General features: G+C 34.3%; 14 protein-coding genes. 8 read left to right on the top strand and 6 right to left on the bottom strand.

What is annotated here, in order from left to right:
* Both tcmP and FLAPXU55_RS03180 read right to left on the bottom strand, forming a co-directional pair.
* On the bottom strand, window positions 1–326 hold a 326-nt coding region (tcmP, locus tag FLAPXU55_RS03185; protein ID WP_180856536.1), incomplete at its 3' end, for a three-Cys-motif partner protein TcmP.
* Between the two features lie 281 nt (window positions 327–607).
* Window positions 608–841: a hypothetical protein gene (locus tag FLAPXU55_RS03180; RefSeq protein WP_053471112.1), complete on the bottom strand. Its 234-nt coding sequence runs from the start codon at window positions 839–841 to the stop codon at window positions 608–610.
* A gap of 451 nt (window positions 842–1,292) precedes the next feature.
* Here FLAPXU55_RS03180 and FLAPXU55_RS03175 point away from each other — a divergent pair, with 451 nt between their 5' ends.
* Window positions 1,293–1,724, top strand: coding sequence for a DUF6896 domain-containing protein (locus tag FLAPXU55_RS03175; RefSeq protein WP_180856535.1), 432 nt, complete (start codon window positions 1,293–1,295; stop codon window positions 1,722–1,724).
* Between the two features lie 28 nt (window positions 1,725–1,752).
* On the top strand, window positions 1,753–2,286 hold the full coding sequence (locus FLAPXU55_RS03170; RefSeq protein ID WP_180856534.1) for a hypothetical protein: 534 nt from the start codon (window positions 1,753–1,755) through the stop codon (window positions 2,284–2,286).
* A gap of 218 nt (window positions 2,287–2,504) precedes the next feature.
* Here FLAPXU55_RS03170 and FLAPXU55_RS03165 read toward each other — a convergent pair whose 3' ends face one another.
* Window positions 2,505–3,314 (bottom strand): mechanosensitive ion channel family protein, encoded by an 810-nt coding sequence (locus FLAPXU55_RS03165; RefSeq protein WP_180856533.1) that lies wholly within the window; start codon window positions 3,312–3,314, stop codon window positions 2,505–2,507.
* Window positions 3,315–3,512: 198 nt separating this feature from the next.
* Between FLAPXU55_RS03165 and FLAPXU55_RS03160 the strand changes: the two genes are divergently transcribed.
* Complete coding sequence (locus tag FLAPXU55_RS03160) at window positions 3,513–6,419, top strand: FAD-binding and (Fe-S)-binding domain-containing protein (protein WP_180856532.1); 2,907 nt, start codon at window positions 3,513–3,515, stop codon at window positions 6,417–6,419.
* Between the two features lie 336 nt (window positions 6,420–6,755).
* Window positions 6,756–8,687 carry an amino acid permease gene (locus FLAPXU55_RS03155; protein ID WP_180856531.1) on the top strand — a complete coding sequence of 644 codons (1,932 nt, stop codon included), beginning with the start codon at window positions 6,756–6,758 and terminating at the stop codon, window positions 8,685–8,687.
* A 181-nt stretch (window positions 8,688–8,868) separates the two neighbouring features.
* Here FLAPXU55_RS03155 and FLAPXU55_RS03150 read toward each other — a convergent pair whose 3' ends face one another.
* On the bottom strand, window positions 8,869–10,101 hold the full coding sequence (locus FLAPXU55_RS03150; protein WP_180856530.1) for an aminotransferase class I/II-fold pyridoxal phosphate-dependent enzyme: 1,233 nt from the start codon (window positions 10,099–10,101) through the stop codon (window positions 8,869–8,871).
* Window positions 10,102–10,535: 434 nt separating this feature from the next.
* Here FLAPXU55_RS03150 and FLAPXU55_RS03145 point away from each other — a divergent pair, with 434 nt between their 5' ends.
* From FLAPXU55_RS03145 to FLAPXU55_RS03135, 3 genes are all read left to right on the top strand, one after another.
* The gene (locus FLAPXU55_RS03145; RefSeq protein WP_180856529.1) at window positions 10,536–10,994 is read left to right on the top strand and encodes an Lrp/AsnC family transcriptional regulator; all 459 of its coding nucleotides are present in this window, start codon (window positions 10,536–10,538) and stop codon (window positions 10,992–10,994) included.
* A gap of 412 nt (window positions 10,995–11,406) precedes the next feature.
* The gene (lpdA, locus tag FLAPXU55_RS03140; protein ID WP_180856528.1) at window positions 11,407–12,810 is read left to right on the top strand and encodes a dihydrolipoyl dehydrogenase; all 1,404 of its coding nucleotides are present in this window, start codon (window positions 11,407–11,409) and stop codon (window positions 12,808–12,810) included.
* Window positions 12,811–12,972: 162 nt separating this feature from the next.
* A complete protein-coding gene (locus FLAPXU55_RS03135; protein WP_180856527.1) occupies window positions 12,973–13,515 on the top strand; it encodes a lipocalin family protein in 543 nt (180 codons plus the stop codon).
* A gap of 55 nt (window positions 13,516–13,570) precedes the next feature.
* Here the strand turns inward: FLAPXU55_RS03135 and FLAPXU55_RS03130 are convergent, their stop codons facing one another.
* Window positions 13,571–13,945 (bottom strand): DoxX family membrane protein, encoded by a 375-nt coding sequence (locus FLAPXU55_RS03130; protein WP_053471099.1) that lies wholly within the window; start codon window positions 13,943–13,945, stop codon window positions 13,571–13,573.
* Between the two features lie 211 nt (window positions 13,946–14,156).
* Window positions 14,157–15,050: a DUF4349 domain-containing protein gene (locus FLAPXU55_RS03125; protein ID WP_180856526.1), complete on the bottom strand. Its 894-nt coding sequence runs from the start codon at window positions 15,048–15,050 to the stop codon at window positions 14,157–14,159.
* Window positions 15,051–15,234: 184 nt separating this feature from the next.
* On the opposite strand from FLAPXU55_RS03125, the gene FLAPXU55_RS03120 reads away from it, so the two are divergent.
* A complete protein-coding gene (locus tag FLAPXU55_RS03120) occupies window positions 15,235–16,533 on the top strand; it encodes an anthranilate synthase component I family protein (RefSeq protein ID WP_180856525.1) in 1,299 nt (432 codons plus the stop codon).
* Window positions 16,534–16,585: the final 52 nt, after the last annotated feature.

Genomic DNA, 16,585 nt, shown 5'->3' with positions numbered 1-16,585 from the left:
TATGGAAAATCATTTATATTTTTTGATAAAATTGAAAAAGTTTTTTCGTCTTTTTCATTAAAAATTATGTTGATCTTTACCTTTGTCTTAGAAATTAATTCTTCATATTCATTTAATACATCTAAGATAATTAAGGGACTTCCAATTGTTCCGTTTATATCTTTCCCTTCACCAGAAAAAAAATCGTATATAAAAATATTTTCCCAGTGTGTAGTTTCATATGAGGAAATAAAAACAGGTAACCATTCAACTAAATAATTTCGAAAAATTTCTAGTTTAGCTTTTGTACCGTCATCAAATGGTTTTCTAAAATGATTTTTTGCCATATAAAGTTATTTGATTTCTTTATTAGATTTATACATTATATTTGAATTTAATTTTACTTATTTTAAAAAAAATATAGTAAAATTATTACAAAAATATAAATTTGAAAAGATATTTTATAATATATTCATTTTTTTTAAACAAACCTAGTTGTTTAGTTTAAGTGTAATTTATGGTTTTCCATATTTGGTTAATTTGTTAAAGTAAAATTATATTAATAAAGGATTGAATAAAAAAAAGTAAAACCTCGATTTTTGAAATCGAGGTTTTGCTCTTCTAAATCTTACTCCAAATCCAAATAAGGATTTAAAGTTTCAGCTAATTCATTGAGCCAGTAAAAACTGTCTCTTAATTTGGTGATTTCGTTTTGAAGTTCTTCGTGTTCGCTCATAACGCCTAATGCGAGTGTGAAATTTACCTGTCTTAGTGTTTTAGCCATTTCTACAGGTTCAATTCTTTCGTTGAAAAAATTTAGAAGCCTGATTTGGGTTTCTTTTGAAATTGTGTTTGCATTCATAATCTTTGTGTTTAGGAAAAGAACCCGCACAGCTAAGGTGTCCTACGCCACAAAGTGCGTTGCAGTTGTTTCCAATACCGCCACCATACCGCACGGGCAAAAGCTTTTTTGATATCATATTTCTTTGTGTTTAGGACTGTAAAGATATCAAAAAAATATTTTTAAGTAAGAAAAAGATTATGATATTATATTTTAAAACAATATTGCTTGCTAAAGTAAATTGTTCTATATATGGTAAATATAAAGCGTTATTTTGAAAAAAGATAAACTCAAATAAATTTCCAGGCAGTTTGTCATTTCGACCGAAGGGAGAAATCACACTTGTAACCACAAAGATTGTCGATTATGTTTGCGTAATTTCTAGTGCGATTTCTCCCTTCGGTCGAAATGACAAGATAGGAGAATCTCTTTGGAAAATAACATTTTAAGATTTAGATTTGAACTGCAAATTATGATAGAAAAAATCTTAACCGACTACATTACATTTATCAGAAGCTTTGAAGCTTTATTAAAAGATAAATACAAAAAAGACAAAAATCCATGTTCGTTTTCTATTACCTTTTTTAAAAGAGTAGGATCAATCGACGGAATTGAATATTATTTTCACGGAAGTGGCTGTACCGCTAAAAAAGATGGAATTATTTATGAATACGATATTGCAGTAAATGAAATTAATTTTTCGCAACGGAAATTCTCTGAATTTATTAGAACTCATCCTGAATATCAAAAACTAAATTATAGTCCAAATTACATCGAATGTGAACTCTACAAACTTATAAATAAAGGAGTTTTAGAATGGAAAACTATAGAAGGAGTTGAAGGGAAGGCTTTTGGATGTGTTTTTATTTGTTATAGAGTTGTTCAGGAATCGTTTTTTGTTTAAATTATTGTTTTAACTCAAACCTCAAAACATGGGAACAAGTATTGATTGTATAATTCCAAGAGAAAAAGATTTTGAAATCGAAGAACTTAGACAAAGACTTGATGACGTTTTTGTTCGATTAAAAACAGAAGTTTTGCATTTACGAGAATTTGGACATTTTTCAAAAAGAGCAAGTGAAAGCTTAAAGTGGTTCTTAATTTTTGTTCCTGCCGAAAAAGACCTACCTGAACACATAACGGGAGAAGGTTTTACCTTTTCGGTTGATATTTATAAAAATGTAGTTTTAATAGGCTGTATCGAAAGATTTAATGATTTGTATTTTAAAGAAAAAAATACATCAGATCAGATATTCAAAATCATAACAGAACTCGCGAAAGAATTTTGTTTCTCGAATAAACTTTTACTTAGTGCCGGAGGATTTGGTGATACCGATCATGCACTTGATATGGCATATTATGACGAAGCTAATTTTGATGAAATTTGTGCAAAAATGACAGAGTTGCACGGAATTCCCGCTGATAATTTTGATGATTTAAAAGATGTTCCCTGGTATTTGAGGTAATTTTTATTCCATTAAAGTTCTTTTGGAAACGAGATTTCTAGCCCTGATGGAAGCGGCATCCTTTTGTGGTGGGGTTCACCACAAAAGATATAGCGGACAGCAGGAAATTGCTCCTTATTTAAATTCTAAAACGAGAAAATTACGTTTCCATTAGCCTTCGACTTCGCTCAGGATGACAATTGTGTAGGAAAAACTTAGAATCTTAGTAACTTAGAACCTTACTTAAGCACAAACCCATTTTCCTTTAAAGTATTCAAAACTTCGGCGATGATTTTAGAACGGCATTCGGCGCTTTTTCTGTTGGTTCCGGTTTTTACCCAATAACGAATGTTTAACTGAATAATCGCTCCGGAAATATCAGTTATTACCGCTGCATCTTCATGATCTTTTTCGGTTACTTCTTCGTTTCGTTTTAGGACTTCTTTTACGAGTTCGATGGCTTTTCCATAATCAGAACCGTATTCGAGACCAACGGTAAAAGTCTGCAGAAGATAACCTTCGCTGTTGTAGTTAATAAGCGTATTTTTAATTAAAAGTGCGTTGGGAATATAAATAATTTTCGAATCGCTTTTTACTTCGGTATCGCGGAGGTTGAGGTTGATGACTTCGCCTTTTACGCCGTTGCTTTCGATAATATCGCCAATAGAAAACGGACGTTTGAAAGCGAGCAGAATTCCGGCAAGGAAATTTTCGCCAATATCTTTAAGCGCAAAACCAATTACAAAAGCCGAAATTCCGGCACCGGCAAGCATACTTTGGGCGATCCCGTCAAGACCAATAATTTTGAACATGAACAAAACCCCAATAATTATCAAAACCGATTTAATTAAACGGGCAATAAAAGTGGCGAGAAGTCGGTCGTGCATTCTCGCTTTGAGTCGGTTTCCTGTAAAAATACCAATTCGGGTTGCAATAAACCACGAAACGAGAATGACAACAATGGCGAGAATAAATTTTGGCGTAAGATCGACAATGCTGTAATAATAGTTTTCTAAATGTTTGAAGACGTCCTGAACGAAATTTTCCATAATTGTAAGGCGTAAAAAGTAAAATCTTAAAATTACCCATTTCGCAATTTTGGTGCTTTACAGAATTTGGCTTTAATTTTATAAAATGTTGACGGGCTGTTAAGATAAATCGGCATTTTATACATTTTAAGCAGCTATATTTTTATATTTGTTGTCTCAGTTTTTGAGCAATTATTTTTTAAGAAAAGCACCATTTACATGTTGACCCAATCTCATTTAGAGCAATTAGCCGGCGAACTCGAAGGCACACTTTTATACGATGATCTTCATAAAACACTTTATTCGACAGACGCATCAGTGTATCGGATTCGGCCAAATGCGGTGGCTTTGCCTAAATCGACAACAGATATCAGCAAGTTAATTCGCTTTGCGGCGCAGCATAATATTTCGATTACGCCAAGAACGGCCGGAACTTCACTTGCGGGACAAGCAGTTGGAGACGGACTTGTAATAGATGTTTCGAAACATTTTACCAAAATATTAGGTTACAATGCCGAGAAAAAAACAGTTACGGTTCAGCCCGGCGTTATTCGCGATGAACTGAATTTATTTTTAAAACCTCACGGCGTATTTTTCGCACCAATTACATCAACTTCAAACCGCGCGATGATTGGCGGAATGGTGGGAAATAATTCATCTGGAACAACTTCGATTCGTTATGGCGTTACGCGTGATAAAATTGCTGAGGTAAAAGCGATTTTAAGCGATGGAACAGAAGTGGCTTTTAGCGAATTGACTTCGGCAGAATTTATCGAGAAAACCAAAGGCGATTCTTTAGAAAATAAAATTTACAAAAGTGTTTACGATGAACTTTCGGTAAAAGCAATTCAGGAAGAAATTATAAAAGAGTTTCCGAAACCGGAAATCCATAGACGAAATACAGGTTACGCAGTTGATATTCTGTTAAGATCAGAATTATTTGGCGGAACCGAACCTACAATAAATCTAGGAAAGCTACTTTGTGGAAGCGAAGGAACGTTGGCCTTTACAACCGAAATTACTTTAAAAGTTGACGATTTACCGCCAGCGCACAGTATTATGGTCGTTGGACATTATCATACGATTCAGGAATCTTTAGAATCTGTTGTTGTGGCGATGAAACATCATTTATACACTTGCGAAATGATCGACGACACGATTTTGGATTGTACCAAAACGAATCGCGAACACATTAAAAACCGATTCTTTTTGGTTGGTGAACCAAAAGCGATTATGCTTTTTGAAGTGGCGTCACATACTTTAGAAGATGCCGAAAATCAAGCAAATGCTTTAATTGCTGATTTAGAGAAAAACAATTTTGGTTACGCGCTCGTAAAAATTTACGGAGCCGATATTGATAAAGCAAACGAACTTAGAAAAGCCGGACTCGGACTTTTAGGAAGTATTGTAGGTGACGATAAAGCTGCCGATTCTATAGAAGATACAGCCGTAGAATTAAGTGATTTGCCAGCATATATTGCTGAATTTTCGGCAATGATGTTACGTCACGGTCAGGAAGCGATTTATTATGCACATGCGGGAGCGGGAGAATTGCATTTGCGTCCGGTTTTGAATTTGAAGAAAACAGCTGATTTAAAATTATTCAGAACCATTGCGACCGAAGTGGCACATTTGGTAAAAAAATACAGAGGTTCGTTAAGCGGTGAACACGGTGACGGAATCGTGCGCGGCGAGTTTATTCCGTTTATGATTGGCGATAAGAATTACGAACTGCTGAAAAGAATCAAATTAGCGTTTGATCCGAATTCGGTTTTAAATATCGGGAAGATTGTTAACGCCTTGAAAATGGACGAAAACCATCGTGTAATTTCAGGAAGAGTAGAACCGGATATTAAAACATTTCAGGATTTCTCAGACAGTTTAGGAATTTTACGCGCTGCCGAAAAATGCAACGGTTCTGGAGATTGTAGAAAAATGCCATCGGCAGGAGGAGCGATGTGTCCGAGTTATCGTGCGACCAGAAATGAAAAAGAAACGACTCGTGCCAGAGCAAATGCATTACGGGAATATTTGACGTATTCTGAAAAAGAAAACAAATTTGACCAGAAAGAATTATATGAAGTTTTTGAGTTGTGTGTAAGCTGTAAAGCCTGTGCAAGTGAATGTCCGAGTAATGTTGACGTTGCAACTCTAAAAGCGGAATTTTTATACCAATATCAAAAAGCAAACGGATTTTCGACCCGAAGCAAGATTTTTGCCAACAACGCAAAACTGAATAAAATGGGAAGTTTGTTTCCGTCGATTACGAATTTTATTTCGAATCAGTCGCTTGTTAAAAAATCAATGGGAATTGCGCCCGAAAGACAAGTTCCGCTTTTGGCGAAAAAGACTTTTAGAAAATGGTATGAAAATAATAAACCTAAAAGCACAGATTTTCCAAACGGACAATTGTATTTGTTTGTTGATGAATTTACGAATTATTACGACGTAAATATCGGAATTGATGCGTTTGAATTATTAACGAAATTAGGTTACGAAGTTTTAATTGTAAATCACGAAGAAAGCGGAAGAACTTATTTGTCAAAAGGGTTTTTGGAAGAAGCGAAAAAGATAACGGATATCAATGTCAATATATTTAAAGATTTGATTTCGAGTAACACACCGTTAATAGGGATTGAACCTTCGGCAATTTTGACTTTTAGAGATGAATATTTACGATTGGCATCGGATAAAGAAAGTGCAGAACGCTTGTCTCAAAATGCCTTTACAATCGAAGAATTCTTTAAAAAAGAAATTATCGACGGAAAAATAACGCCAAATTCTTTCTCTGAAGAAACCAAAGAAATTAAAATTCACGGGCACTGTCATCAAAAGTCATTGAGTTCTGTTGAAGCGACTTTTGCGATGTTGAATCTTCCTAAAAATAATACGGTTACTATTTACAACTCAGGCTGCTGCGGAATGGCAGGGTCTTTTGGTTATGAAAAAGAACATTATAAAGTAAGCATGCAAATGGGAGAGGACACGCTTTTTCCAAAAGTGCGTAACACTGCCGAAAACGTAAAAATAGCCGCTGCAGGAACCAGCTGCCGCCATCAAATTTACGACGGAACAAAACGTGAAGCACAGCATCCGGTTAGTATTTTGAGGAATTGTTTGCGTTGAGAAATGGCACACGGATGACACGGATTCACTTCGTGAAAACGTTGATAAACACGGATTTTTTGTTTTATCTTAAGTTTTGCCACAGATTAAAAGGATTAAAAAGATTTTTTCACGCAGATTTGGCGGATTGAGCAGATTTAATTTAAAATTTTTAATCTGTGAAAATCCTTTAATCTGTGGCAGAAAAAAACTTTGTGACTTGGCGCCTTTGCGGCGAAAAAAATATTCACGTAAAACAAAATCGTTTTATATATTTGAAATAAGGATAATTTTTGCATTATTTGCAAAATAAAACCATAACAACTGAATTAAATTAATTTATAATACAAAACATATATGGCATTTTCAAGTTTATTCCGAAAGAAAACAGTACAGGATATTCTGAAGCAAGTTGCTCAGAATGAATCAGATGGTCATAATGCGCTAGGGAAACATTTGACGACCAAAGATTTAACTGCTTTTGGAATAGCGGCTATTGTTGGAGCGGGAATTTTTAGTACAATTGGAAAAGCCAGTGCAGACGGCGGACCAGCTGTTATTTTCTTGTTCTTATTTACAGCTTTGGCTTGTAGTTTTGCTGCTTTTGCTTACGCCGAATTTGCTTCGATGGTTCCGGTTTCAGGAAGTGCTTATACGTATTCTTATGTAGCTTTTGGAGAAATTATCGCCTGGATTATTGGCTGGGCTTTGATAATGGAATATGCCGTAGGAAATATAACGGTAGCCATATCGTGGAGTGATTATTTTACGGGACTGCTCCAGAGCGGCGGAATTCATTTACCACAATGGATTCAGATGGATTATTTAACCGCTTCAAACGGATTTAAAGATGCCGAAGCTTTAATAAGTGCCGGAAAATCTCCTGAAAATTTAAGTATAGCTCTACAACAGGCAAGAGAGGCTTGGATGACAGCACCAACAATTGGATCTTTCCATTTCGTTACCGATATACCTGCATTATTCATTATTATTTTAATTACAGCTTTGGTTTACAGAGGAATGAAAGAATCTCGTAACGCAAGTAACTTAATGGTTGTGGTTAAACTTTGTGTGGTTCTTTTAGTAATTGCTGTTGGAGTATTTTATGTAGATACAGCAAACTGGGATCCATTTGCTCCAAATGGAGTTGGCGGAGTTTTAAAAGGAGTTTCTGCAGTATTCTTTGCTTATATTGGTTTTGACGCTATTTCGACAACTGCCGAAGAATGTAAAAATCCACAGCGTGATTTACCACGCGGAATGATGTGGGCGATTATCATTTGTACTATTCTTTATATTGCTATTGCCTTGGTTTTAACCGGAATGGTAAAATATCACGAATTAAATGTTGGAGATCCTCTTGCATTTGTTTTCGATAAATTAGACTTAAAATGGATGTCGGGAATTATTGCCGTAAGTGCAGTAGTGGCAATGGCGAGCGTTCTATTGGTTTTCCAAATGGGACAGCCACGTATCTGGATGAGTATGAGCCGTGATGGTTTATTGCCAAAGAAATTTTCTACCGTTCACCCAAGATTTAAAACGCCATCATTTGCTACAATTGTAACAGGTTTTGTAGTAGCGATTCCAGCTTTATTCTTAAACCTGACAATGGTAACTGATTTATGCAGTATCGGAACTTTATTTGCCTTTGTATTGGTTTGTGCGGGAGTTTTAGTATTGCAAAACAAACCTGAAATTCCAAGAGGGAAATTCAAAACGCCTTATGTGAATTCCAAATATATTTTACCGATTTTAATGATTGCGGGATTGTATTACGCTTTTACTTTCAATAATAAAGCGACAATGGCTTTTATTAATAATGAGCCGCAAATTTATGATGCGACTTCGATCGTAACTTCTTTAGATAAATCAGAATCTGAAAAAGTTTTCAAATATTTAGAAAGCATCGAAGTAAACAATAAAACTGCAGAAACTTCAGATTTAGAACATTTATTAGGACAATATCAAGACGACGAAGTAAAATATGTTGAGGTTGTAAAAGGTTTACCAATTGCAGATTCTGCAAAATATGAATCAGGATTTAGTTTATTCAAACACAAAATCCCAATGTGGATATTCTTATTCGTTTTAGTTGGATTAGCCGTTTGGGCTTTTAGAAGAAACTTATCATTAATTCCGCTTTTAGGATTAATCTGCTGTCTTTACATGATGGCCGAATTAAGTGTTTGGAACTGGATTTACTTTACAGTTTGGTTGCTAATTGGACTGTTTATTTACTTTACGTATAGTAGAAAAAACAGTAAACTTAATATAGTGAAGATATAAGTTAAGAGTTATAAATTATAAATGAAAAGCCGTTTTTAAAATTATTTAAAAACGGCTTTTTTGAGTTTTTTGTCATTTCGACGAAGGAGAAATCTACGCAAGTAACTCCGTAACGAGAATCCAATCTTTGTAGAGCTTCTCGCGGAGATTTCTCCTTCGTCGAAATGACAAACAAGAGTTGTTAAACCTGTAAAACCCGTGGGCTAGACAATTCTAAAATTCCAAGCTCAACCATACATTGTTTCATCATTTCGTAAGTACGATCAATATCATTATCCAAACCAATAGAAAAACGAATCAAACCATCTGTCAATCCCATTTCGTGTTGTTCTTCTAACGGAATTTCGCTCGAAGTTGAGGTTCCCGGCGCACTGAATAACGTTTTGTAAAAACCTAAGCTTACCGCCAAATAACCCAAATTTCTGGTTTGCATCAATTCCATTAATTCATTCGCTTTCTCCAAAGTACCAACATCAATTGTCAGCATTCCTCCAAAACCATATTCTGGATTAATCATCGTTTTGTACAATTCATGACTTGGGTGACTTTTTAATCCCGGATAAACCGTTTTTAAACCATCTTTTTCAAATTTATCAGCCAAAACATGTGCGTTATGACTGTGCTGTTTAATTCTGATATGAAGCGTACGAAGATTTTTCATCACAGAAGCAGAACGTAAACTATCCATCGTTGGTCCCAAAAGCATACTAGCGCCAGAGTTTACATTTTTTAAAGCATTAATAAATTCTTTCGAAGCACAAGTCACGCCGCCAACCGTATCGCTGCTTCCGTTAATATATTTTGTTAAACTGTGAATCACGATATCAGCACCCAATTTAGCAGGAGAAACCGATAAAGGCGAAAAAGTATTATCGACAACTAATTTTAAATTATGTCTTTTAGCAATTTTAGCTAAACCAGCAATATCAGCCACTTCCAATAACGGATTACTAACCGTTTCGCAATACAAAACTTTTGTATTTGACGTAATTGCCGCTTCTACAATATCAAGTTTAGTAATGTCTACAAAGCTCGTTTCAATCCCGAATCGTGGAGTAAAGTTTTTAAGGAAAGCGTAAGTCCCGCCGTAAATAGTTCGGCTTGAAACGATATGGTCGCCCGCACCGCAAAGCTGTAATAGAGTAGGCGTAATCGCTCCCATTCCAGAAGCCGAAACATTTGCTGTTTCCGTTCCTTCCATCGCTGCCAAAGCCTGATCCAAATACAAATTACTTGGCGATGAATGACGGGAATACAAATAACAGCCTTCCATGTTTCCTTCAAAAGTATCAAACATAGTTTTCGCCGAAAGAAAAGTATAAGTCGAAGAATCAGAAATCGACGGATTCACACCGCCAAATTCACCAAAGTACTGCAAATCCTGAATTTTGTCTGCTGGGTTAAAGTCTTTCATATAGTTAGTTTTTGTTTGTTTTGTTTAAAGTTTCAAGTTTCAAGTTCCAACAACCTGAAACTTGAAACATTTTTTTTAAGAGCTATTCCAGCTTTACGTTTCAAGTCCTCGTAAAAAAGTCAAAGTTTCTAATGTTCTAAAAAGAGCTTCCTTTGGTCGCTTTTTTAAAACAAGAAACTTATGCCTTTTTTCCTCCGGGCTTTCCACTTCAATCGGGGCTAGGACTCTCGTTTTCAAAAGAAATTCTAGTCAAAGTAAATTGTAATTAGAAAATTAATCAAGTATGTAGTGGTTAATTAGATTTTAAATCTATTAAAATACGTTTATAATGATTTTTAATCTAAATTTGATTTATAAATCATAATTAAATAGATTTTCTTTCATTTCAGTAACTATGAGGATGAGATTGCTTCGTTCCTCGCAATGACACAAACATGACTTTAAACGAAATCGATAAAAAACTCTTGGTTTTACTTCAAACCGACAGTAAAAAAACAAACAAAGAATTATCCTTAAAGCTTAATCTTTCGGTAACTGCGGTTTATGAAAGAATCAAAAAATTAGAAAGAGAAGGCATAATTAAAAACTATGCAGCTTTAGTCGATAAATCTAAAATTGATAAAGGATTTGTGGTTTTCTGCCATTTAAAATTAATTCAACACACTAAAGAATTTCTAACCAAATTCGAAAGCGAAGTAATCAAGCTCAACGAAGTTTTAGAATGCCATCACGTAAGCGGTGATTACGATTATATTCTGAAAGTCTTGGTGAAAGATATGGAAGCTTACAGGGAATTTTTAGTCACCAAACTTACTTCGTTGCAACATATAGGAAGTACGCAGAGTATGTTTATGATTAGTGAAGTGAAAAACTCGACAGTGATTTCTTTTTAAGAGGCACAAAGGTTCAGAGTGACAAAGGTTCAAAGGTTTCTTTAAAGGGGCTGAGGTTCTGAGATGCTAAGGTTCTACGTTTTTATTTTAATTGCCTCCAGCTTTAGCTGGAGGGATGAAATTTAATAGAAAAGGGCTTTAGCCAAATCTACTACAGTTTGGCTAAAGCCCTTTTCAATTTTTACAATTTATCATCCAGCTAAAGCTGGACGCTATTAATTCAATATCAGACATAAAAAACTTTGCGACTCTGCGTCTTTGCGAGATTAAAAAAAAACAAAAAACTTTGTGTCTTTGAGCCTTTGTGGCAGAAAACCCCAACCCAAAATTTCACGCAAAAAACATTGAAAATTAAACTTCAAACAGAACTTTATTCCTTAATTTTGTAACCGCTAAAATAAAAACAAATACTATGAGTTCATTTGACGTAGTCATTATAGGTTCAGGTCCTGGCGGATATGTATCAGCAATTCGTTGCGCACAATTAGGTTTCAAAACTGCAATTGTAGAAAAATATACTTCATTAGGCGGAACTTGCCTTAACGTAGGTTGTATTCCTTCAAAAGCATTATTATCTTCTTCTCATCATTATGCTGAAATTGCTCATTTCGCAGATCACGGAATCGAGGTTTCTGGTGATGTAAAAATCAATTTAGAGAAAATGATCGCGCGCAAACAAGCCGTTGTAGATCAAACCGTAGGTGGTATCAACTACTTAATGGAAAAAAATAAAATTACCGTTTTCAATGGTTTAGGTTCTTTTGTAGACGCAACGCATATTGCAGTTGCAAAAGCAGACGGAACATCAGAAACTATCGAAGCAAAATATACTGTAATTGCTACAGGATCAAAACCATCTTCTTTACCATTCATCAAAATTGATAAAGAAAGAATCATTACTTCTACTGAAGCTTTAGAATTAAAAGAAGTTCCAAAACATTTAGTAATCATTGGAGGAGGAGTTATCGGAATCGAGCTTGGACAAGTTTACTTGCGTTTAGGTGCTCAGGTTTCTGTAGTGGAATTCATGGACAGAATTATTCCTGGAATGGACGGTTCTCTTTCTAAAGAATTAACTAAAGTATTGAAAAAACAAGGAATGAAATTCTACGTTTCTCACAAAGTAAAATCAGTTGAAAGAAACGGCGATGCTGTAGTTGTTCAGGCTGAAAACGCAAAAGGAGAAACTATTACTCTTGAAGGAGATTATTCATTAGTTTCTGTTGGTCGTCGTCCTTACACAGACGGATTAAACGCTGACAAAGCCGGAGTTAAAATTTCAGACAGAGGACAAGTAGAAGTAAACGATCATTTACAAACTAATGTTCCAAATATTTATGCAATTGGTGATGTTGTTCGTGGAGCAATGTTGGCACACAAAGCGGAAGAAGAAGGAACAATGGTTGCTGAAATCTTAGCTGGTCAAAAACCACACATTGATTATAACTTAATTCCTGGTGTAGTTTACACTTGGCCAGAGGTTGCTGCAGTTGGACAAACTGAAGAGCAATTGAAAGCTGCAGGAATTGCTTATAAATCTGGAAGTTTCCCTTTTAAAGCGTTAGGACGTGCAAGAGCAAGTGCTGACTTAGACGGATTTGTAAAAATCCTTGCTGACGAAAAAACAGATGAGGTTTTAGGAGTTCACATGATTGGAGCGCGTACAGCTGATTTAATTGCTGAAGCGGTTACTGCAATGGAATTTAAAGCTTCTGCTGAGGATATTTCAAGAATGAGCCACGCGCATCCAACTTTCGCGGAAGCGGTAAAAGAAGCAGCATTGGCAGCTACTGAAAATAGAGCTATACACGTATAATTTTTTACGTAAATCATATTTTTAACCCGTCTCGTTTTTTAACGAGACGGGTTTTTATTTGGGTTTAAATTTTAGCCTGAAAAAATATAAACTTCAAGAAAAATTTTGTAAATTAGATGTGTAATTCAGATGGTATCTTTATGATAATAAAAAGATTACATCATGAAAAACAAATATATTGCTCCGGTACTATTAGGAGCAGGAATTGCATTCGTTCTTTATTCTTGTGGTTCGACTATTCCTAAAAAAGCGGCTGCTGTTACCAATTTTGATAAGGCAAAGTATTTAGGGAAATGGTTTGAAATTGCACGATTAGATTACAAATGGGAAAGAAACTTAGATAATGTTACCGCCGAATATTCTCTTAACGATAACGGTACCATTAGAGTCGATAATAAGGGCTATGATGTCAAAAAAGACAGATGGGAAGTGAGCATCGGGAAAGCCAAGTTTGTCAAAAAAGACAATGTTGGTATGCTCAAGGTCTCATTTTTTGGTCCTTTTTATTCAGGGTATAATGTTATTGCGGTAGACAGCAATTACAAATATGCACTTGTTGCGGGCGAAAGCCTAAAATACATGTGGATACTTTCAAGAGAAACTACAATGCCAGAAAGCATTAAAGCAGATTTTTTAATCAAAGCCCAGGAAATAGGATATAATATATCAGACTTGGTTTGGGTAAACCACGATAAATCAAATTAAATAAAAAACCCGGCATTTTAAATGTCGGGTTTTATTTGTTTTAAACTTTACAAAATCAAGGTGTAAATACAGTTTTATAATTATCCCAATATCTGTAAATCAAAAATAAATTAGCCAGAAAAAGCAAGGCAGCAATTGGCAGGCCTTCTGGAGCTAAAAAGTAATTGATAAATAAGATGTTGATCGTAATTGGTAAAATCAAAATATTTGCCAAGGTCACAAAGCGACCTGTTACAAATGAAAGACCACAAAGCAATTCAACAGTTTTTGCAAGGGGAAGCAAATAAGTTGAAGCAACTAAACCCATATTAAAAGCCTTAAAATTTCCTGTTGTTTCTGGTTCCGGCGCAAGTTTAAAAAAGAACGAAATAGAAGCAAACAGCAAAAGAAGGCCGATTAAAACGCGGACAATAATAGTAGCAATTTTCATAATACTTAGAATTTGAATAGGTTAAAAATGATATAATTAGTGTGCTGATAATTCAAATCAATATTCTTCAAATAAAACGCTGAAATCTATTTTAAGCTTTGTTTTATTGAGAATTTAACAATCAATAATATTCTATTTTGGGATTAGTTTAATGCTATATCAAATATAATGAATTTTTTATTATGAAATTGTTGTTTTATTAACACTTTTCTTATTTTTTATAATATTTTTTATAAAGAAAGAATCCGCTGATTATCAGTAATATAATTGGCCAAAGATTAACAAAGAATACTAATATTGCCTGCAAAATATACCATCCGCTTTTTAAAGCATCAACAATCTGAATACCTAAATTAGGCTTATAAGCAGCACTATCTTTTTCACCCGCCATTATTTCTTGTTTGATGGTTTCGTTTTGATAAAGCTGTAAAGTAATAGTGCTGAAATTAATTTGATCCTGCATTGATAAATTTTCAATAATTCGATTATCATTTTCTTCTTTTTGATTGGCCAGCGCATTTTCAGCATCTATAACATCTTTTATTTTTTTGCCTTTAGAATCAATTGCTATTTCGACTCTTTTTTCGTTTACAGCACCTCTTTTTTGCGAAAGCTGGTTGGCAAGTAATTTTATAGAAACATCATCGGCCTTTATGATTCTGTAGTCTAAAAAGTCAATTTGTTTGGCAATGGTCTTAATAATAGTATCAAGCTTTGTATTAGGAACGCGAATGGTAATATTATTTTCTACAGAATATTTAGTGGTTTCAAGTGTACTGTCCTGACTGATTTTAGTTTTAATCTGATCGTGAATGTTGCTTTGTAAATTGGTATAAGTAACAAAACCACCAAATTTTTGAACAGCATTTTCAATTGCATAAGTAGATTTGACGACGTTTTTAACTTTGAATTTAATATCAGCAGTTCTAATAAATTTCTGTTTGCTGTCTTTATGTTCGACGGCAGCAGAAGATGAAATAGCAGTAGTATCTGCGGCCATTTTAGCATCTGCTAATTCCCCAGAATCGTAATCTGCTTTTTTGCAGGAAAATAATAAAGTAATAATAGTTAAGGCGGTCAAACCTAATTTTGCAGTTGTTTTCATAAAAGTTTAAAAATTTGATTAATAAATAAAATAATTGGCTGATATTAATTCGGTTGATTTGTTAAAAACGTTTGAGAATTAATATAAAAGCGATGTACTAAAAAGTGTGCCAATAATTTTTATGGAATCTTTTATCGAAGGTCTTTTTTTGTTGTAATTTTGAAATTTAAAAATCCATTCATTTTTGAGAGTTTCTATTACCAAGCCTATTTCAAACCCAGAGCAGTTTAAACAACAGCTTTTAACCTGGGCACAGCAATTTCGTGAAGTCATTTTTTTAGACAGTAATTCTTATCCGCAGCAATATTCGAGTTTTGATTGTCTATTGGCTGTCGATGCTTTTACATCATTAAAAACTGATTTTCACAACGCTTTTGATGACTTAAAACAATACCAGCAAACTACTAAAGACTGGCTGTTTGGCTATTTATCTTATGATTTAAAAAATGATGTTGAAGACTTAAAATCAAATAATTTTGACGGATTAGAATTTCCGGATTTATTCTTTTTTCAGCCAAAAAAAATATTTGTATTAAAAGGAAATCAGCTTGAAATTCAATATTTACTGCTTTGTGATGATGAGGTTGAAGATGATTTTAATGAGATTACAACAAGTCATTTTAAGCCGTTTGTCACACTGAGCGATCCCGAGGCTTCGGGAGAAGTGAAGCAGCGTATTTCAAAAGAATTATATGTTGAAAAAGTAACTAAAATGCTTGATCATATTCATAAAGGCGATATGTATGAAGCAAACTTTTGTATGGAATTTTTTGCCGAAAATGCTGTAATTAATCCGTTAGAAAAATTTGAGAAGCTGAATGAAATTTCACAAGCACCATTTTCAGTTTTCTTTAAAAATTACAAACAATATTTACTTTCTGCTTCACCAGAACGTTATTTGAAAAAAGTGGGAGATAAAATTATTTCTCAGCCTATAAAAGGAACTTCAAAACGATCTTTAGATTCGGCAGAAGATCAAAAATCAAAAGAATTTCTAGAATCTGATGCAAAAGAACGCGCCGAAAATATCATGATTACAGATTTGGTTCGCAATGATTTATCGCATACGGCACAAAAAGGCTCTGTTGAAGTTGAAGAACTCTGCAAAATCTATTCTTTTCTGCAGGTTCATCAAATGATTTCGACCATAACATCAAAATTAGATTCTCAATATTCTTCGGTAGATGTTTTAAAAACAACTTTCCCAATGGGAAGTATGACGGGTGCGCCAAAAATTTCGGTTATGAAAATCATCGAAAATCTGGAAGAAACCAAACGCGGACTTTACAGTGGTACCGTTGGTTATTTCACACCCGAAGGTGATTTTGATTTCAATGTTGTTATTCGTAGTATTTTATACAATCAGGAAAAACAATACGCCTCATTTTCGGTAGGAAGCGCCATAACATCTCTTTCAATTCCCGAAAAAGAATACGAAGAATGTCTGCTAAAAGCTAAAGCAATGCACGAAGTTTTGCAGTAAAGATGGTTTGCCACGAATTGCACGAATTTCCACTAATTTTTTTCTTCAATTT

The sequence above is a fragment of the Flavobacterium panici genome (assembly GCF_903819335.1).
Lineage (GTDB): Bacteria > Bacteroidota > Bacteroidia > Flavobacteriales > Flavobacteriaceae > Flavobacterium > Flavobacterium panici.
The sequence above is the reverse complement of the archived record's forward strand: the minus strand, read 5'-3'. Positions and strand labels throughout refer to the sequence as shown.

Bases quoted from the DNA above. Each gene is read 5' to 3' on its own strand.
- FLAPXU55_RS03180 (WP_053471112.1), bottom strand. From the start codon at position 841: ATGAATGCAAACACAATTTCAAAAGAAACCCAAATCAGGCTTCTAAAT.
- FLAPXU55_RS03175 (WP_180856535.1), top strand. From the start codon at position 1,293: ATGATAGAAAAAATCTTAACCGACTACATTACATTTATCAGAAGCTTT.
- FLAPXU55_RS03170 (WP_180856534.1), top strand. From the start codon at position 1,753: ATGGGAACAAGTATTGATTGTATAATTCCAAGAGAAAAAGATTTTGAA.
- FLAPXU55_RS03165 (WP_180856533.1), bottom strand. From the start codon at position 3,314: ATGGAAAATTTCGTTCAGGACGTCTTCAAACATTTAGAAAACTATTAT.
- FLAPXU55_RS03160 (WP_180856532.1), top strand. From the start codon at position 3,513: ATGTTGACCCAATCTCATTTAGAGCAATTAGCCGGCGAACTCGAAGGC.
- FLAPXU55_RS03155 (WP_180856531.1), top strand. From the start codon at position 6,756: ATGGCATTTTCAAGTTTATTCCGAAAGAAAACAGTACAGGATATTCTG.
- FLAPXU55_RS03150 (WP_180856530.1), bottom strand. From the start codon at position 10,101: ATGAAAGACTTTAACCCAGCAGACAAAATTCAGGATTTGCAGTACTTT.
- FLAPXU55_RS03145 (WP_180856529.1), top strand. From the start codon at position 10,536: ATGACTTTAAACGAAATCGATAAAAAACTCTTGGTTTTACTTCAAACC.
- lpdA (WP_180856528.1), top strand. From the start codon at position 11,407: ATGAGTTCATTTGACGTAGTCATTATAGGTTCAGGTCCTGGCGGATAT.
- FLAPXU55_RS03135 (WP_180856527.1), top strand. From the start codon at position 12,973: ATGAAAAACAAATATATTGCTCCGGTACTATTAGGAGCAGGAATTGCA.
- FLAPXU55_RS03130 (WP_053471099.1), bottom strand. From the start codon at position 13,945: ATGAAAATTGCTACTATTATTGTCCGCGTTTTAATCGGCCTTCTTTTG.
- FLAPXU55_RS03125 (WP_180856526.1), bottom strand. From the start codon at position 15,050: ATGAAAACAACTGCAAAATTAGGTTTGACCGCCTTAACTATTATTACT.